Raw genomic sequence first — 16,326 nt, 5'->3', positions numbered from 1 at the left:
GGGCACGAGAGACGTTGTTCGCGCGCCGGAATACGCGCGGTCGCAGCGCATCGCACGTCAAGCGCGCGCACAGCGACACCGCGACACAACGCGGCCCATCGTTTCGCCTCCCTGATCAACCGCCGATAAAACAACGGCACGGCGATACATTCGCCGTGCCGTCGTTCGCATCGAGCCGGGCAGCGTCAGCGCGGCAGCGGGTCGTTCAGGAAGTGACGCGCATAGCGGGCATTGATGTCCGACAGGCGGAACAGCGTCAGGAAGTCCGCGCAATTGAAGTCCGGATCCCATGCCGGTGCGCCGCAGATCTTCGCGCCGAGCCGCAGATAACCCTTGATGAGCGGCGGCGGCGCGACCTTCACGCCGGTCTGCAGTTCGTCGACGGGCAGGGGCGTGTGCGGGAACGCGCGGTACTCGGGCGCCGTCAGCGCGTCGCCGAGCGACTGATAGAGATTCGCCGCATAGTGGCCGCCGTCGGCCATCGACACGCTCGCGCAACCGAGCATCGTCTCGTAGCCGTTTTGCTGCATGTATGTGCCCAGGCCACCCCAGAGCGCCATGATGACGGCGCCGCTGCGATAGTCGCGATGCACGCACGAGCGGCCGACTTCGACCATCTTCGAGCGCAGGTGCGTGAGACGCGACAGATCAAACTCGCCCTCCGCGTACAGGCGGCCGACACGCGCGGCCTGATGCGGCGGCAGCACGCGATAGGTGCCGACGACTTTCAGCGTGTCGAGATCGCGCACGAGCAGGTGATCGCAGTACGGGTCGAACGAATCGACATCGAGGCCCGCCGGGCCGCTCACGTGCGCGCCCATTTCCTCGGCGAACACGCTGTGGCGCAGACGCTGCGCTTCGCGCAACTCGTCTTCGGTACGCGCCCAGGCGGCGCGCAGGCGGAACTCAGCGGTAACCGTTTCGGACGCGCGCGGTAGACGGCGGCGCGGCAGGTCAAGAGGTAGCGAGGCAAATGGGAGCGTGGGCGTCGGCAGTTCTCGCATTAGGCTTTCCTGGTCGTAAGGAAGGAGACGACATGCCCGCCAATGTAGTAACCGGCCGTGACGCTTGCGTGGCAAAACGGTGTCCATTCGGTGACGTGTCGCCGATTTGACTTTAGCAGAAAGGAGGAAATAGCGTTTGATTGCGGCCAATCAGACTAGATCGGGCGAGATGGCCGCGCGCAGCACAGTCTGCCCATTGCCTTCGCGCGCGCGACTCGAAAACCACAGCAGACCGCCCTTCTTGAGGCTCCAGCTCTCGTCCGAGCCGGCGAGCAGATGCGCGGCGACGCAGCCGAGCGTCGGCTGATGTCCGACGACGACGACCGTCGATGCAATTCCATCCGGCCAGCCGGCCGCGGCGAGCACGTCGCCGACGTCGCAGCCGGGCGCGAGCTCGTCCGCAGTTCGATAGTGGTCGGTCAGCGCCTCGGCCGTCTGCACTGTGCGTGCGGCCGGGCTCGCGAGCACTGTCGCGTGGCGCTCGATGCGCGCACGCAACCATTTCGCGACGGCCTGCGCGTCCTTGCGGCCGCGCGCGGTCAACTGGCGCGCGAGATCGGTGCTCGCGTAGTCTTCGGCTTCGGCATGCCGCCAGAGAATCAGGTTCATCACAAGGACGCCTCCAGAATGGGTTGAAGCCGCATGCCGCGGCGTCGCGGCACGGCGAGCGCTTTGCCGCGGCGCCCCGCCATTCTTGCGCAGTCTGCATGCATGCGTCCGCCATTGCACGCGGAGATTGACCCGGCTTGAATAGGAGCGATACAATCCATGATTCTTCGGAGCGTAGCGCAGCCTGGTAGCGCATCTGATTTGGGATCAGAGGGTCGTAGGTTCGAATCCTATCGCTCCGACCAAGGAATTCAAGGGGTTACGGTTGATCGCCGTAGCCCCTTTTCCATTTCTGGATTCGTGCCTCCGACATTGGCTCCAATGAGCCAGAATGTTCGCTAGCTTCAATTCTCATTTTCTCCAACGACACGCTGCCCTATCCGTGTGGATTGCCGGAATCGCACGGATTCCGGGCGCACGCGCGATCGACGCGCGTCGTCACAATCGAATCACGACATCGTGAGCGCGCCCTCGTGCGCCAACCGGTAACGTTCGCGTCTACGCAAGACGAAGCGCGACGCCGCGATTCGTTTCATCGAAAACGAAACGACCCGCCAGGCCCACGCCATCGATCATTCGATCGCGCTATTCCGATCGCCCTTCAACAAAAGCTGCGGCACCTGACTAAACCGATACTTCCCGCTCGCCGCATCGAGATCGAACACCCAGACGAGATCGAAGCGATCGTCCGGCCATTTCTGCGGCACCGTGTCCTTGCCGAGCGGAATCGCATCGGCGATCGTCGGAATATCCTCGTGCTGCCACGCGATCAGCACGCTCCCCTTGCTCGCGACGGCCGCCTCCGCCAGCGCCTTTTCCTGTCCTTTCGTGTAAGTGTCGCAGATCGCGAGCCCGAGCTTGTGCGCGAGCGGCGTGATCGTGTCGAGCGGCCGCTCGCTCTTCGCATGCTTCGCGACCGCCGCCGCGAACAGGCAATCGGGCGTCGCGAGCCCAGCGCTCTGCAGCGGACCGCGGCTCGGCGCGAACAACACCGCGAGCGCACCCGCGCGTTGCCAGCCGAACACGGTGAGCGCTTCGACGTCCTGCTCGCCCTTCACGTTCACGCCGTACGGCGCGTCGTCACCGGTCGGTTTCTCCGCGTGCCGGACGATCATGATCTTGTGGGCAGCCGGGCTGGCCATATGCGCATCCTCCTTATCGTTGTTCGTCGATGGTGAGCGAACGCCGCTCGATGCGAGCATCCGCTGTCATCTGTGATAGCAAGCGAATCCGGCAAAAGCAATGGAGTCGCGCGGCCCGCGTGCAGTTCAGGCGTCGCCGTTCGATCCGGATGCGTGCGCGTCGCGTCGTGCGAATGCCATGTCGCCACCGGCCGGCGGCTCGGCAACCGCAAGCCGCCCGCGCGCAACGGACGCCGCGCGGTCGACGCCGAGGCCCTCGCCGCTCGCATATCGGTGCGCAACGATCGCGGCGAATGCGACGAGCAGTCCCGACAGCACGTCGATCAGATAATGCCCGCCCTGCGTCGGCGTCGACGCGATCATCCAGCCGTTGAACAACAGCGCGAGCGGCGCGGCGACGCTCACGCGCCGCAGTGCGTACGCGAACAGCACGCCGAGCACCGTGTGGAACGACGGCAGCGACACCGTGCCCTGCAGCGCCGCGGGGTCGAAAGCGTGCAGCGTCCCGTCCCGCAGCCGCACGAAATCGCTCACGCTCGACAATGCGGCCGGATCGGACACCCGGAAATGCAGGAACGCGCTCGCCGCCGGAAACGGCGCGGAAATCAGGAGCACCAGCATGCTCGTCAGCATGAAGAGCGCGACGAACTCCGACAGCGCTTCGTCGCGCCTCGTCAGGCCCAGCCAGATCGGAATCCCGATCAATTGCCACTTCGCGCTGTCGTACGCGAACGCGAGCGCACGCTCCAGCGCCGGATGCGAGCGGACACGGTCGTAGACGGCCGGCCAGTCGAAGCCGAGACGCGCGTCGAGGCGGATCAGCACGTCGTCGACGAGCGGCGGCTTCAATGTCACGCAGAGATAGGACAGGATGCCCGCCGCCGCGACGAACGCGGCCAGGAGCGCCAGCCACGCGAGCGTGCGGCTGGCCTCGCGATAGCGGAAGCGTGTCGCGGCCTTCGCGTAGCGCGGCACGCGCGCGACGCCGTTCAACACGATCGAGAACGCCGCGCACACGGCGATCGCCCGCGCGGCGGCCGCGACACCCGACCATTGCAGCGCGTAGCCGCCCGCGCGCAGCCACGCAACGTCGACGAGCGTCACCGCGGCGCACCATGCCCAGCCAAGGCGGTAGCGGCGCCGCACGAGCGCGCTGCGGCACATGTCGCCGGATGAGGCGGCGTCGGCACGATGCATCATGAATTCATTCTTTTCCAACGGATAGTCGCGTCGCGCGCTTCCCGGCATCGTTCGATAGACGCAGTCGCGCGCAATGTCCCGAAACCCGCAGTGGCCGATCGCTCGGGCTTCGTGTTGCCGACAATCATAGATCGTCGGCCACGCTCGAGTCGATCATCGCGAACGCGCATGTCGCGAACGCGCATGTCGCCAACGCGCATGTCGCCAACGCGCACGCGACGAAACGCGCAAGTCGCGATACAAACGCGCGCACACGCCAATCCGCCTGCGCGTGCCAAACGTTTTCGCTATCATCGGGCGAACGGCGCCGGCGCGCCCGCACCGGCAACCCGCGCCGACCCGTAAAGCTCGAAAGAAGAAAGCCGATCGAAAGGACCGCGACCTCGATGCCGCACACGATGCCGCACGCCTTTCCCGCCCGATTCCGACCAATCGGCCCGCCTTGGGCCGTCGACAACCCGCCGCCCATCCGGCATTCACCATCGCATGAACGATTCGCTCCGCCTCATCACCCGACTCCTGATCCCGATCGCGACGCTCGCAAGCGCACCGCCCGCGCTCGCCGATGCGCAAGCGCTCGACGCCGCGCTCGACTGCTCGTCGACGGGCCACGCGTTCGTCGCGCCGCTCGCCGCGAGCGGCGCGATCCGCTCGCAGCCGATGCACGTCGAAGCGAACTCGATGAACGCGTTCCGCACGAACCGCTCGCTGACCGCGTACGGCTTTCCGGTCTATGTCGTGCTCGGCTATCAGGCGAACGACCCGATCTTCACGCACGGCAACGGCGAGCCGATCGGCGACTGGGCTTACGGCGTCGTCGTACGCGGATCGAAGAGCGCAGTGGAAGCGAAGGTGCGCGAGGCGGGCAGCCAGGCGGTCGTCAAGGATGCGTTTCCGTTTCTGACGGCGATCGTCTGCACGTCGCTGTAGGCACGCCGATATGCGCGGAACGCTCGCGGCACGGCCCGCGCCTGATGCCGCGCAGCAAACGCAGCGTCGACGCCCGGCGCTGCCGTCCCGCCCGATTCGCACGCGCGGCGCAAAGCGGCGCGCACGCCGAGCCTCGACACGCGCATCCGCTGCGGCACGTGAAAACGCCGCACGAGCGGCAGCAAACGAATACCCGCGGCCCAGCGCCCGCCGCAACAAACGCGGGCCCGACGCCGCAGCCGAATCACGCCCCCGTATAGACGACGCGATACGGAATCCCGACCTTCTCCCACTCGGCCGCCTCCTGGCTGAGGCTGTAGTCGGTGAGCGGATTCTGCTGAACCCACGCGCTCGGCAGATGCACTTCGTAGCCGCCTTTTTTCATCTGTGCGACGTTGATCTCGGGCAGGCCAGCATCGTTGCGGCGCCGGCACAGCAGCGCGGCGAGGCGCAGGCAGAACAAGAGCGGCCATTCGACGTCGCGCGACTGCGACAGCTTGCCGAGCTTGCCCACGTGACCGAGCACGAGCGCCGCGAGGCGCGCCTGGTCGGTGCGCGAGAAGCCCGGCATGTCGGCGTTGCTCGCGATGTACGCCGAATGCTTGTGGTAGGCGCTGTGCGAAATCGACAGCCCGATCTCGTGCAGCGCGGCCGCCCAGCCGAGGAAGGTGCGGCTTTCCTCGCGATCCTCGCCTTCGGGCTCGTCGAGCTGGTCGTAGAAGCGCGCGGCGAGCGCGCCGATGCGCGCCGCCTGTGCGCGATCGACGCCGTAGCGTCGCATGAAGCCATCGACCGTCACCGCGCGCATGTCCTCATGCTGGGTCCGGCCGAGCAGGTCGTACAGCACGCCGAGGCGCAGCGCGCCGTCCGTCGTGTCGACGTAGTCGATGCCAAGTTCCTCGAACACCGCGAGCATGATCGACAGCCCGCCTGCCAGCACCGGCACGCGGTCGGGCTTCAGCGCGACGAGCTTCAGGCGGTTCACGTTCTCGGCCTTGATGATCGCGCGCTTCAGGCGCTCGAGGCCGCCGCGCGAGATGCCGTGCGACACGCCCGCGTCATTGAATCCGTTCGCCTCGACGAGCTCCGCGAGCGCGCGCGCGGTGCCGGACGAGCCGATCGCCTGATCCCACCCCGCCTTCTTGTAGTCGCCGGAGATGATCTGGATCTCGCGCTTCGCAGCAAGCTCGGCCTGCCGCATCGTGTATTCGTCGACGTTGCCGGCGGGGAAAAACGCGCGGCTGTGGCTCACGCAGCCGATATAGAGGCTTTCCATCACGAGCGGCGTGTAATGCTGGCCGATGATGAACTCGGTCGAGCCGCCGCCGATGTCGACGACGAGCCGCTTGCCGGCGCTCGCCGGCACCGAGTGCGCGGCGCCCGCATAGATGAGGCGCGCCTCCTCGCGGCCCGCGATCACTTCGATCGGGAAGCCGAGCGACGCCTCGGCCTCGGCGAGAAACTCGCCGGCATTCTTCGCGACCCGCAGCGTGTTGGTCGCCACCGCGCGCACGTGATCGGGGTGAAAATCGCGCAGCCGCTCGCCGAAGCGCTTGAGCGCCTCCCAGCCGCGCTCCTGCGACGCGCGGTCGAGCATCTTGTCGCGAGAGAGGCCGGCGGCGAGCCGCACGGGCTCGCGCAGCGCATCGACGGGATAGATCTGGCTGCCGGCGGGCGTCTCCTCGACGCGCCCGACGATGAGCCGGAAGCTGTTCGAGCCGAGATCGACGGCAGCCAGTAAATGCGGGGATGTAACCATCGAGGGGGCTCCGTTCTCGCCTGGCCGCGCAGGCGACGCCGCGCGTACCGAAAAGACCAAAGGCGCCATTTTAAGCGCTGCGCGGCTTCCGGTGTCGGCGGCGGCCGGGTATCACACACTTTCATTGTATCTAGAGGGCACTTTCATGAAATCCCCGATTTTCGGGCGTATGATTTGGCGACCCACATCAAACTGTCATCACCACGTCATCGCACCGTGAGAATTTCCGAGCGACCTTTCGAGTCTGCGCCTGACTTTCCGTATTCTCTGCCGATGTCCCTCCGCTACCCGCTTCTGAATCGTGAACTCGGCATCCTGGGCTTCAACGAGCGCGTGCTCGCCCAAGCCGCCGATCCGCACGTCCCGCTGCTCGAACGCCTGCGCTTCATCTGCATCACGAGCAGCAATCTCGATGAGTTCTTCGAAGTTCGGATGGCCGGGCTCCAGGAGCAGATGCGGGACAACCCGGGGGCGCTCGCGCCGGACGGCATGTCGCTGCAGCACGTGTACGACCTCGTCGTCGAGCGTGCGCAGCGGCTCGTGCACCGGCAGTACGCGATGCTGCACGAAACGATCCTGCCCGCGCTCGAACAGGAAGGCATCTATTTTCACGGCACCGAGACGTGGGGCGACGCGCAGATCGAATGGGCGCGCCGCTACTTCGTCGACGAATTGCTGCCCGTCCTCACGCCGATCGGCCTCGACCCCGCGCACCCGTTCCCGCGCGTGCTCAACAAGAGCCTGAACTTCGTGGTCGAGCTCGAAGGCCGCGACGCGTTCGGCCGCCAGGCGGTGATGGGCATCGTGCAGGCGCCGCGCGCGCTGCCGCGCCTCGTGCGGATGCCGCAGGAGCTGTCAGGCTTCCAGCACGGCTTCGTGCTGCTGAGTTCGCTGATGCAGCGCTTCGTCGGGGAGCTGTTTCCGAAGCTCGTCGTCAAGAGCTGCAATCAGTTTCGGATCACGCGCAACAGCGAGCTCTTCGTCGACGAAGACGAAATCACGAACCTGCGCGTCGCGCTGCAGGGCGAGCTGCCCGCGCGCCATCTCGGCAACGCGGTGCGCCTCGAAGTGTCGGCGGACACGCCGCCGCATCTCGTACGGCGCCTGCTCGACGAAAGCGGCCTGACCGAGAAGGACTGCTATCGCGTCAACGGCCCCGTCAACCTCGTGCGGCTGATGCAACTGCCGGACCTCGTCGACCTGCCGGAGCTGAAGTTCACGCCGTTCGCGCCGTCGATTCCGTCCGCGATCGCGAACGCGCCGTCGATGTTCGACGCGATCGACCACGGCGACATCCTGCTGCACCACCCGTACGAGAGCTTCCAGCCGGTGCTCGAGCTGCTGCTGCAGGCCGCGCAGGACCCGAGCGTCGTCGCGATCAAGCAGACGATCTATCGGACGGGCACCGATTCGCCGCTGATGGACGCGCTGATGGAAGCCGCGCGCAACGGCAAGGAAGTGACGGTCGTCGTCGAACTGCTCGCGCGCTTCGACGAAGAGACGAACATCAACTGGGCGTCGCAGCTCGAGGCCGTCGGCGCGCACGTCGTGTACGGCGTCGTCGGTCACAAGTGCCACGCGAAGATGATGCTGATCGTGCGGCGCGTGACGCACAACGGCAAGTCGATGCTGCGCCGCTACGTGCATCTCGGCACCGGCAACTATCATCCGCGCACTGCGCGCCTCTACACCGACTTCGGCCTGATGACCGCCGAGCCGACGCTCTGCGAAGACGTGCACCACGTGTTCCAGCAGTTGACGGGGATCGGCGGCGAACTGAAGCTGCATGAGATATGGCAGTCGCCGTTCACGCTGCATCCGCGGCTCATCGAGCACATCCGCGCGGAAACCGAGAACGCGCGCGCCGGCAAGCGGGCGCGGATCGTCGCAAAAATGAACGCGCTCCTCGAGCCGACCGTGATCGCGGAGCTCTACGAAGCGTCGCAGGCGGGCGTGAAAGTCGATCTGATCGTGCGCGGCGTGTGCGCGCTGCAGCCCGGCGTGCCGGGACTGTCGGACAACATCACGGTGCGCTCGATCATCGGGCGATTTCTCGAGCATCACCGGATCTACTACTTCCATGCCGACGGAGCAGAGCTCGTCTATCTGTCGAGCGCCGACTGGATGGACCGCAATCTGTTCCGCCGCGTCGAAGTCGCGTTCCCGATCCGCGACCGCAAGCTGAAGCGCCGCGTGATCGCCGAAGGGCTGTCGGTGTTCCTCGGCGACAATCAGTCCGCGTGGCTCATGCAGAGCGACGGCCACTACCGCCGCCGCCGTGCGGGCAAGGCACCGCGCAACGCGCAGCTCGGACTCCTCGCGAAATTCTGCACGTGACGGACGACGGCGCGCGCAGTCCTTCGATTCGCGACGCCGGCTTGCTGCAGCCCCGTTCTCGACTGAACCGAGAAGAAACGAAGCGACGGCCTCGGGCGCGGCGCACTCATCGAGCGCACCGCGCCGCGCCGTGCATCACGCCGCGTGCCGCCGGCTGATCGTGCGGTGCGCAGGAAAGCGCGCCGTGAACGTGCTGCCGCGGCCTTCCTCGCTCTGGACCGTCAGTTGCGCATCGTGCCGTTGCAGCACGTGCTTGACGATCGCGAGCCCGAGCCCCGTGCCACCCGTGTCGCGCGAGCGGCTGCGGTCGACGCGGTAAAAGCGCTCGGTGAGCCGCGGCAGATCGGCGGCCGGAATCCCGAGCCCGCTGTCGATCACCGAGAACACCGCGTGTGCGCCGTCGCGGCGCCATTCGACGCGGATCTTCCCGCCCTCCGGCGTATAGCGGATCGCATTCATCACGAGATTGCCGAGCGCGCTGAAGATCTCGGTCTGCGCGCCTGTCACCGCGAGCGTCTCGTCGACCTTGAACGTGATCTCGTGATGCCCGTTCGACAGCGTCTGCGCATCGTCCTTCAGATGGTCGAGCACCGTGCGCATGTCGACCGCGCGATCGGCGGGCGGCTTGCTCTCGCCTTCGAGCTTCGCGAGCACGAGCAGATCGGTGACGATCGAGCGCATCCGCAACGCCTGCTGCTCCATCAGCTCGAGATAGCGCGCGCGCTCGTCGGCGGACAGCGGCAGCTCGCGCATCGTCTCGAGAAAGCCCGACAGCACGGTGAGCGGCGTCTTCAGCTCGTGCGACACGTTGGCGACGAAGTCGCGCCGCATCGCATCGGTGCGCTCGAGCTCGGTGATGTCCTGTGTGAGCAGCAGCTTGCGGTTCTCGCCGTACGGAAACACCTGCACGGCGAGCACGTTCTGCCGATTGCCACCCATGCCGCGCATCACGAGCGTCTCGTCGTAGTGCTGACCGTTCAGGTAGCGGACGAAGTCCGGATGACGGACGAGATGCGTGACGTGCTGGCGCAGGTCGCGCTTCGCGTCGAGCCCGAAATGCACTTCGGCGATCGCATTGCACCACTCGATCTGATCGCGGTCGTCGAGCATCGCGACACCGTTCGGCGACGCCTGGATCGCCTGGATGAAGCGCGAATGCTGCTGCTCGACCTGGCGCACCTGCGCGTGCCACTGCTTGGCGAGCTTGTGCAGCCGGTAGTAGATCTCGCCCCAGATGCCCGGCGCGCTCGGCACCTCGCCGTATACCGGCGCGTCGAGCAGGCGCCAGAGGCGCTGCGTGTGGAACGTGCTGAAGAAGCCCTGCGCGACGAGCATCACGAGCGCGAACGCGAGACCCGGCACAGGGCCCGCGAACACGCCGATCGCTACGCTGACGAACGCGAGCAAAACGAGCGACACCACAAAGCGCGCCCAGATGATGTTCATGATTCGGCGCCCGACGAAAGATGAAAACGATGAGCCCGGCGCGGCGCGCACCCCTCGCGCCGCGGGCCGTCACGCGTGCTTCGCGAGGCGATAGCCGCTGCCGCGAACGGTTTCGATCATAGCATCGCAGCCGGCGGGCTTGAGCGCGGCGCGCAACCGCTTGATGTGCACGTCGACGGTGCGCTCCTCGACGAACACGTGATCACCCCAAACCTGGTCGAGCAGTTGCGTGCGGCTGTGGACGCGCTCCGGATGGGTCATGAAGAAATGCAGCAGACGGAACTCCGTCGGGCCGAGATCGAGCTTGATCTCGCTGCCTTCCGCGTGCGCCGCGACGCGATGGGTCGCCGGGTCGAGTCGCAGCCCGTTGATCGACACGACGTCCTCGGTCAACTGCGGCGCGCGGCGGCGCAGCACCGCCTTGATCCGCGCCATCAGCTCCTTCGGCGAGAACGGCTTCGTCACGTAGTCGTCCGCGCCGATCTCGAGGCCGAGCACCTTGTCCTGCTCGTCGCCGCGCGCGGTCAGCATGATGATCGGGATGTGCTTCGTGCGCTCGTTGTTGCGCAGATCGCGCGCGAACGCGATGCCGGACTTGCCCGGCAGCATCCAGTCGAGCAGCACGAGATCGGGCAGCACGTCGCTGATCAGGCTCTGCGCCTGTTCGGCGTTGTAAGCGCGAATCGGGCAATGACCCGCATGCTGGAGGTTCACCGAAATCAATTCGGAAATCGCGGGCTCATCTTCGATGACGAGAATGTTGCTGGGCATCGGCACCTCGGTCCGTCCTTGACGTCAGAGTTAACTATTGGCTTCGCGATCGAGCGTGTCGCGCGGCTGGTGCCGCACGTCGGTGCCCTTCACGATGTAGATGATGAATTCGGCGATGTTCTTCGCATGGTCGCCGATCCGCTCGATCGCCTTCGCGATGAACAGATAATCGAGACCGACCGAGATCGTCCGCGGATCTTCCTGCATGTACGACACGAGCTTGCGCACGAACGCGCGGAATTCCAGGTCGATCTCCTTGTCGTCCTTGACGATCTGCGCGGCGGACACCGTGTCGAGGCGCGCGAACGCGTCGAGCGCGCGGCGTAGGATCGTCACCGCCATCTCGCCCGACACCTTGATCTCGGCGATGTTCACGGCGCGCGCGGCGGGCTCGTCGACAAGACGGCGCACGCGCTTCGCGATCTTCTCGGCCTCGTCGCCCGCGCGCTCGAGGTTCGTGATCGTCTTCGAGATCGACATCAGCAGGCGCAGGTCGCGCGCGGCCGGCTGCCGGCGCGCGATGATGTTGCCGCACTCTTCGTCGATCTCGACTTCCATGTGATTGAGGCGATCCTCCGCTTCGATCACGCGCTCGGCCGCCGCGCGGTCGAATTCGTTGAGCGCATGCATCGCCTCGGTGATCTGCGCCTCGACGAGGCCGCCCATTTCGAGCACCTTCGACGACACCGCATTGAGATCGGCGTCGAACTGGCTCGACAGATGTTTATCCGACATTGTTGCTCTCCGTCATCCGGTCAGCCGAAGCGGCCCGTGATGTAGTCTTCCGTTTCCTTGCGCGTCGGCTTGATGAAGATCTTCTCCGTTTCGCCGAATTCGATCAGCTCACCGAGATACATGTACGCGGTGTAGTCCGAGCAGCGCGCCGCCTGCTGCATGTTGTGCGTGACGATCACGACCGTGTAGTCGCTCTTCAGCTCCGCGATCAGTTCCTCGATGCGCCCCGTCGAGATCGGGTCGAGCGCCGAGCACGGCTCGTCGAGCAGCAGCACTTCGGGCCGGATCGCGATCCCGCGCGCGATGCAAAGACGCTGCTGCTGGCCGCCCGACAGGCCGTAGCCGCTCTGGCTCAGCTTGTCCTTCACCTCGTTCCAGAGCGCCGCCTTCGTGAGCGCCCATTCGACGCGGTCGTCCATCTCCGAGCGCGTGAGCCGCTCGAACATCTTCACGCCGAACGCGATGTTGTCGTAGATCGACATCGGGAACGGCGTCGGCTTCTGGAACACCATGCCGATCCGCGCGCGCAGCAGCGAGATGTCGAGCTTCGACTGAAGCAGGTTCTCGCCGTCCATCAGGATCTCGCCTTCGGCGCGCTGTTCCGGATAGAGCGCGTACATCTTGTTGAACGTGCGCAGGAGCGTCGACTTGCCGCAGCCCGACGGACCGATGAACGCCGTCACCTTGCCTTCGGGAATGCGCAGATTGATGTTCTTCAGCGCATGGAACTTGCTGTAGAAGAAGTTCAGGTTATTGACTTCGATCTTCGGGTTCAGCGGCGCGAGCGGATGCTGCCCCGTCGCCGTGCCGGCTCCGGCCGGCGCCGCGGCGCGATGAGAAGGATCGAGGTGGCTTTCTGCCATGTTCATCGGATTGCTCCGCCGTTACTTTTTCGAGAAGACCGAGCGCGCGAGGATGTTGAGTCCCAGCACCCCGAGCGTAATCAGGAACACGCCCGCCCATGCGAGCGACTGCCATTCCGCGAACGGGCTCATCGCGAACTTGAAGATCGTGACGGGCAGGTTCGCAATCGGCTGGTTCATGTCGACCGAGAAGAACTGGTTCGACAGCGCGGTGAAGAGAAGCGGCGCGGTTTCGCCGGCGATCCGCGCGACCGCGAGCAGCACGCCCGTGATGATCCCGCCCACCGACGCGCGCAGCGTGATCTTCAGGATCATCCGCCACTTCGGCGTGCCGAGCGCGAACGCGGCCTCGCGCAGCGCATTCGGCACGAGCTTCAGCATGTTCTCCGTCGTGCGGATCACGATCGGAATCTGCAGGAGCGCGAGCGAAATCACGCCGGCCCAGCCGCTGAAGTGGCCGACCTTGGCGACGACGAGCGCGTAGACGAACAGACCGATGACGATCGACGGCGCCGACAGCAGGATGTCGTTGATGAAGCGCATCACGCTCGCGAGCCAGCTCTTCTGGCCGTATTCGGCGAGATAGACGCCCGCGAGGATGCCGATCGGCGTGCCGACGAACGTCGCGAGCGCGATGAGCAGCACGCTGCCGACGATCGCGTTCGCGAGGCCGCCGCCCGCCGTGTTCGGCGGCGGCGTCGACTCGGTGAAGAGCGTGAGCGACAATCCGCCGATCCCGAGATGCAGCGTCGTGTAGAGAATCCAGACGAGCCAGAGCAGGCCGAACGCCATCGCGGCGAGCGACGCGGTCAGCGCGATCACGTTGATCGCCTTGCGGCGGCGCTGCAGGCGCGCGCGCATCGCGTCGAGCACGGCGCCGTCGGGGCCCGGCATGTTGAGGATGGGCGAGCTCATTGACGGCCCTCCCCGCGTTCGAGGCGCAGCAGCATCAGCTTCGAGATCGCGAGCACGACGAACGTGATGACGAACAGGATGAGGCCAAGCTCCATCAGCGCGGACGTATGCAAGCCCGGCGACGCTTCCGCGAACTCGTTCGCGAGCGCCGACGTGATGCTGTTGCCGGGCGAATACAGCGACACGTTGTCGAGCAGGTTCGTATTGCCGATCACGAAGGTCACGGCCATCGTTTCGCCGAGCGCGCGGCCGAGGCCGAGCATCACGCCGCCGATCACGCCAGTCTTCGTGTACGGCAGCACGATCTTCCACATCACTTCCCAGGTCGTGCAGCCGATCCCGTACGCGGACTCCTTCAGCAGCACGGGCGTCACCTCGAACACGTCGCGCATCACCGACGCGATGTACGGAATGATCATGATCGCGAGAATCACGCCCGCGGACAGGATGCCGATGCCGATCGGCGGCCCCTGGAACAGCGCGCCGATGACCGGAATCGGCCCCAGCAGCGCGCCGATGGGCTTCTGGAAATAGGTCGCGAAAATTGGAGCGAACACGAGCAGCCCCCACATCCCGTAGACGATCGACGGGATCGCGGCAAGCAGTTCGATCGCGATGCCGAGCGGCCGGCGCAGCCAGACGGGCGAGAGCTCGGTGAGAAAGAGCGCGATGCCGAAGCTCACGGGCACCGCGATGACGAGCGCGATGATCGACGTGACGACGGTCCCGTAGATCGGCACGAGCGCGCCGTACGAATCCGAGTTGGGATCCCATTCGGAATGCCACAGGAACGGGAGTCCGAATTTCTCGATGGTCGGCAGCGACGCGACGATGAGCGACACGATGATGCCACCGAGGAGGAGTAGCGTCACGATTGCCGCGAGACGCGTAAGGCCGCCGAACAGGAGGTCGCCGTATCGGCTCGGCGCGCGCTGCTGCGGCTGGCCGCCGGACCGGGTCGACGCGAGAGGAATGTCAGACATGGGAGCCTGTTTTTCAGTGGCGAACGGCATGCGCCTTCCGCCGGTACCGCACACGCCGCCCGGCCTTGCAGCCGGGCGGCGAACCGCTATGACGTTGCCGCCAAGCTTACTCGGCGACCGGCTTGCCGGCCGCGTCCGTCACCTTCACCTTCCACTGCTTGCGGATTTCCGTCTCGACCGACGCCGGCAGCGAGATGTAATCGAGATCGTCAGCCGCCTTCGCACCGTTCTTGAACGCCCAGTCGAAGAACTTCAGCGTTTCCGAGCCTTGCGCCGGCTTGTCCTGCTTCACGTGCAGCAGCACGAACGTCGCGCCGACGACCGGCCACGCTTCCTTGCCCGGCTGGTTCGTCAGGATCTGGTAGAACGACTTCGACCAGTTCGCGCCCGCGGCAGCCGCCTTGAACGTTTCGGTCTTCGGCTCGACGACGTTGCCCGTCGAGTTCTTCAGGTCCGTGTAGACCATCTTGTTTTTCTTCGCATACGCCCACTCGACGTAGCCGATCGCGCCCGGCAGACGCTGCACGAATGCCGCGACGCCGTCGTTGCCCTTGCCGCCCGTACCCGTCGGCCAGTTGACGGTCGTGCCTTCGCCGACCTTCGACTTCCACTCTTCGTTGACCTTCGACAGGTAGTTCGTCCAGATGAAGCTCGTGCCCGAACCATCCGCGCGGCGAACCACCGCGATGTCCGTGTCCGGCAGCTTGACCTTCGGGTTCAGCGCGGCGATCGCCGGATCGTTCCACTTCTTGATCTTGCCGAGATAGATGTCGCCGAGGACGGCCCCCGACAGCACGATCTCGCCAGCCTTCACGCCCGGCACGTTGATGACGGGCACGACGCCGCCCACCACCGTCGGGAACTGGAAGAGGCCTTCCTTCGCAAGCTCGTCATCCTTCAGGGGCGCATCCGAGCCGGCGAAATCGACCGTCTTCGCGATGATCTGCTTCAGGCCGCCCGACGAGCCGATACCTTGATAGTTGACCTTCGCGCCGCCCGACTGCTGATAGTCGGCTGCCCATTTCGTGTAAATCGGCATCGCGAAGGTGCTGCCCGCGCCGGTGATGTCGGCGGCGTGTGCGGCGACCGCGAAAAGCGCGCCGGCGAGACCGGCGAACGCGGTTTGCATCAATTTCATGAGACCTCCAGTGTGTGAGCGGATGACTACGGCACCGCGAAGATTAGGGGCTGCTCATGACAGTAATGTGACAATCGATGAAGCTGCCGTGACAGTAACATGACTCGATTGAAAGGCGGCAACGCCCTCTGTCGGGGCTGCCGGCAGGCCTGACCATGCCGCCTGTAGAGCGTAGTAAAAAATTCACGCGAAGGAAAAGGCCGACGTTGGCGAGGGATGTCGGAGATTGGATCGACGGGTCGGAGAATCGGTGCGCCTGCGTTTTTATAATATTTAGCCTGACAAATTCGCGCAGCGCATCAAAGCACGGCGGGGCGGCCGACCCGGGGGGGGGGGGGCGCCCCCCCCCCCCAGTCGGGGGGGGGGGGGGGGTCGGGCCCCAGCGGGCTGGGGTGGGGGTGTGGGGGGGGGGTGCGGGGGGGGGTTGGGGGGGGGGTGGCGGGGGGCGCGGTGGGGGTGTGTGTGTGTTAGTGTGCGTGGGCCTCGCGGGGTGG

The 16,326-nt window shown here is 65.8% G+C and carries 14 protein-coding genes and 1 tRNA gene; 3 read left to right on the top strand and 12 right to left on the bottom strand.

From position 1 onward, the window contains the following. Positions 1-185 precede the first annotated feature (185 nt). The gene (locus WS62_RS30715; protein WP_066490577.1) at positions 186-1,004 is read right to left on the bottom strand and encodes a GNAT family N-acetyltransferase; all 819 of its coding nucleotides are present in this window, start codon (positions 1,002-1,004) and stop codon (positions 186-188) included. Positions 1,005-1,154: 150 nt separating this feature from the next. Then, complete coding sequence (sixA, locus tag WS62_RS30710; RefSeq protein WP_066490575.1) at positions 1,155-1,613, bottom strand: phosphohistidine phosphatase SixA; 459 nt, start codon at positions 1,611-1,613, stop codon at positions 1,155-1,157. A 168-nt stretch (positions 1,614-1,781) separates the two neighbouring features. Between sixA and WS62_RS30705 the strand changes: the two genes are divergently transcribed. Continuing rightward, positions 1,782-1,858: transfer RNA gene (locus tag WS62_RS30705), tRNA-Pro, on the top strand. Positions 1,859-2,185: 327 nt separating this feature from the next. On the opposite strand, the gene WS62_RS30700 is transcribed toward WS62_RS30705, so the two are convergent. Further along, on the bottom strand, positions 2,186-2,755 hold the full coding sequence (locus tag WS62_RS30700) for a hypothetical protein (RefSeq protein WP_066579095.1): 570 nt from the start codon (positions 2,753-2,755) through the stop codon (positions 2,186-2,188). A 126-nt stretch (positions 2,756-2,881) separates the two neighbouring features. Beyond that, positions 2,882-3,955 carry a phosphatase PAP2 family protein gene (locus WS62_RS30695; RefSeq protein WP_066579138.1) on the bottom strand — a complete coding sequence of 358 codons (1,074 nt, stop codon included), beginning with the start codon at positions 3,953-3,955 and terminating at the stop codon, positions 2,882-2,884. A 486-nt stretch (positions 3,956-4,441) separates the two neighbouring features. Here WS62_RS30695 and WS62_RS30685 point away from each other — a divergent pair, with 486 nt between their 5' ends. Then, on the top strand, positions 4,442-4,885 hold the full coding sequence (locus WS62_RS30685; protein WP_066490572.1) for a hypothetical protein: 444 nt from the start codon (positions 4,442-4,444) through the stop codon (positions 4,883-4,885). 244 nt (positions 4,886-5,129) lie between these two features. Here the strand turns inward: WS62_RS30685 and ppx are convergent, their stop codons facing one another. Next, positions 5,130-6,644, bottom strand: a complete 1,515-nt coding sequence (gene ppx, locus WS62_RS30680) for an exopolyphosphatase (protein ID WP_066490570.1) — start codon at positions 6,642-6,644, stop codon at positions 5,130-5,132. A 273-nt stretch (positions 6,645-6,917) separates the two neighbouring features. Here ppx and ppk1 point away from each other — a divergent pair, with 273 nt between their 5' ends. Continuing rightward, a complete protein-coding gene (gene ppk1, locus WS62_RS30675) occupies positions 6,918-8,981 on the top strand; it encodes a polyphosphate kinase 1 (protein ID WP_066490568.1) in 2,064 nt (687 codons plus the stop codon). A gap of 135 nt (positions 8,982-9,116) precedes the next feature. Here ppk1 and phoR read toward each other — a convergent pair whose 3' ends face one another. The 7 genes from phoR to pstS form a co-directional block, all read right to left on the bottom strand. After that, positions 9,117-10,427: a phosphate regulon sensor histidine kinase PhoR gene (gene phoR, locus WS62_RS30670; RefSeq protein WP_066579090.1), complete on the bottom strand. Its 1,311-nt coding sequence runs from the start codon at positions 10,425-10,427 to the stop codon at positions 9,117-9,119. A gap of 69 nt (positions 10,428-10,496) precedes the next feature. Next, entirely contained in the window at positions 10,497-11,198 is a 702-nt protein-coding gene (gene phoB / locus WS62_RS30665) for a phosphate regulon transcriptional regulator PhoB (protein WP_010102857.1), read from the bottom strand. 30 nt (positions 11,199-11,228) lie between these two features. Next, the gene (gene phoU, locus WS62_RS30660) at positions 11,229-11,933 is read right to left on the bottom strand and encodes a phosphate signaling complex protein PhoU (protein WP_066579088.1); all 705 of its coding nucleotides are present in this window, start codon (positions 11,931-11,933) and stop codon (positions 11,229-11,231) included. Between the two features lie 20 nt (positions 11,934-11,953). Next, on the bottom strand, positions 11,954-12,802 hold the full coding sequence (gene pstB / locus WS62_RS30655; RefSeq protein ID WP_066579086.1) for a phosphate ABC transporter ATP-binding protein PstB: 849 nt from the start codon (positions 12,800-12,802) through the stop codon (positions 11,954-11,956). Between the two features lie 15 nt (positions 12,803-12,817). Then, a complete protein-coding gene (gene pstA, locus WS62_RS30650; protein WP_066579084.1) occupies positions 12,818-13,711 on the bottom strand; it encodes a phosphate ABC transporter permease PstA in 894 nt (297 codons plus the stop codon). Continuing rightward, positions 13,708-14,694 (bottom strand): phosphate ABC transporter permease PstC, encoded by a 987-nt coding sequence (gene pstC / locus WS62_RS30645; RefSeq protein ID WP_066579081.1) that lies wholly within the window; start codon positions 14,692-14,694, stop codon positions 13,708-13,710. Before pstC ends, pstA begins: the two co-directional genes overlap by 4 nt. 106 nt (positions 14,695-14,800) lie before the next feature. After that, positions 14,801-15,832 carry a phosphate ABC transporter substrate-binding protein PstS gene (gene pstS, locus WS62_RS30640; RefSeq protein ID WP_066579078.1) on the bottom strand — a complete coding sequence of 344 codons (1,032 nt, stop codon included), beginning with the start codon at positions 15,830-15,832 and terminating at the stop codon, positions 14,801-14,803. Positions 15,833-16,326 lie beyond the last annotated feature (494 nt).

Source organism: Burkholderia sp. ABCPW 14 (assembly GCF_001523835.1).
Lineage (GTDB): Bacteria > Pseudomonadota > Gammaproteobacteria > Burkholderiales > Burkholderiaceae > Burkholderia > Burkholderia mayonis.
Note: the sequence above shows the minus strand (reverse complement) of the source record. Positions and strands in the feature narration are given on the sequence as shown.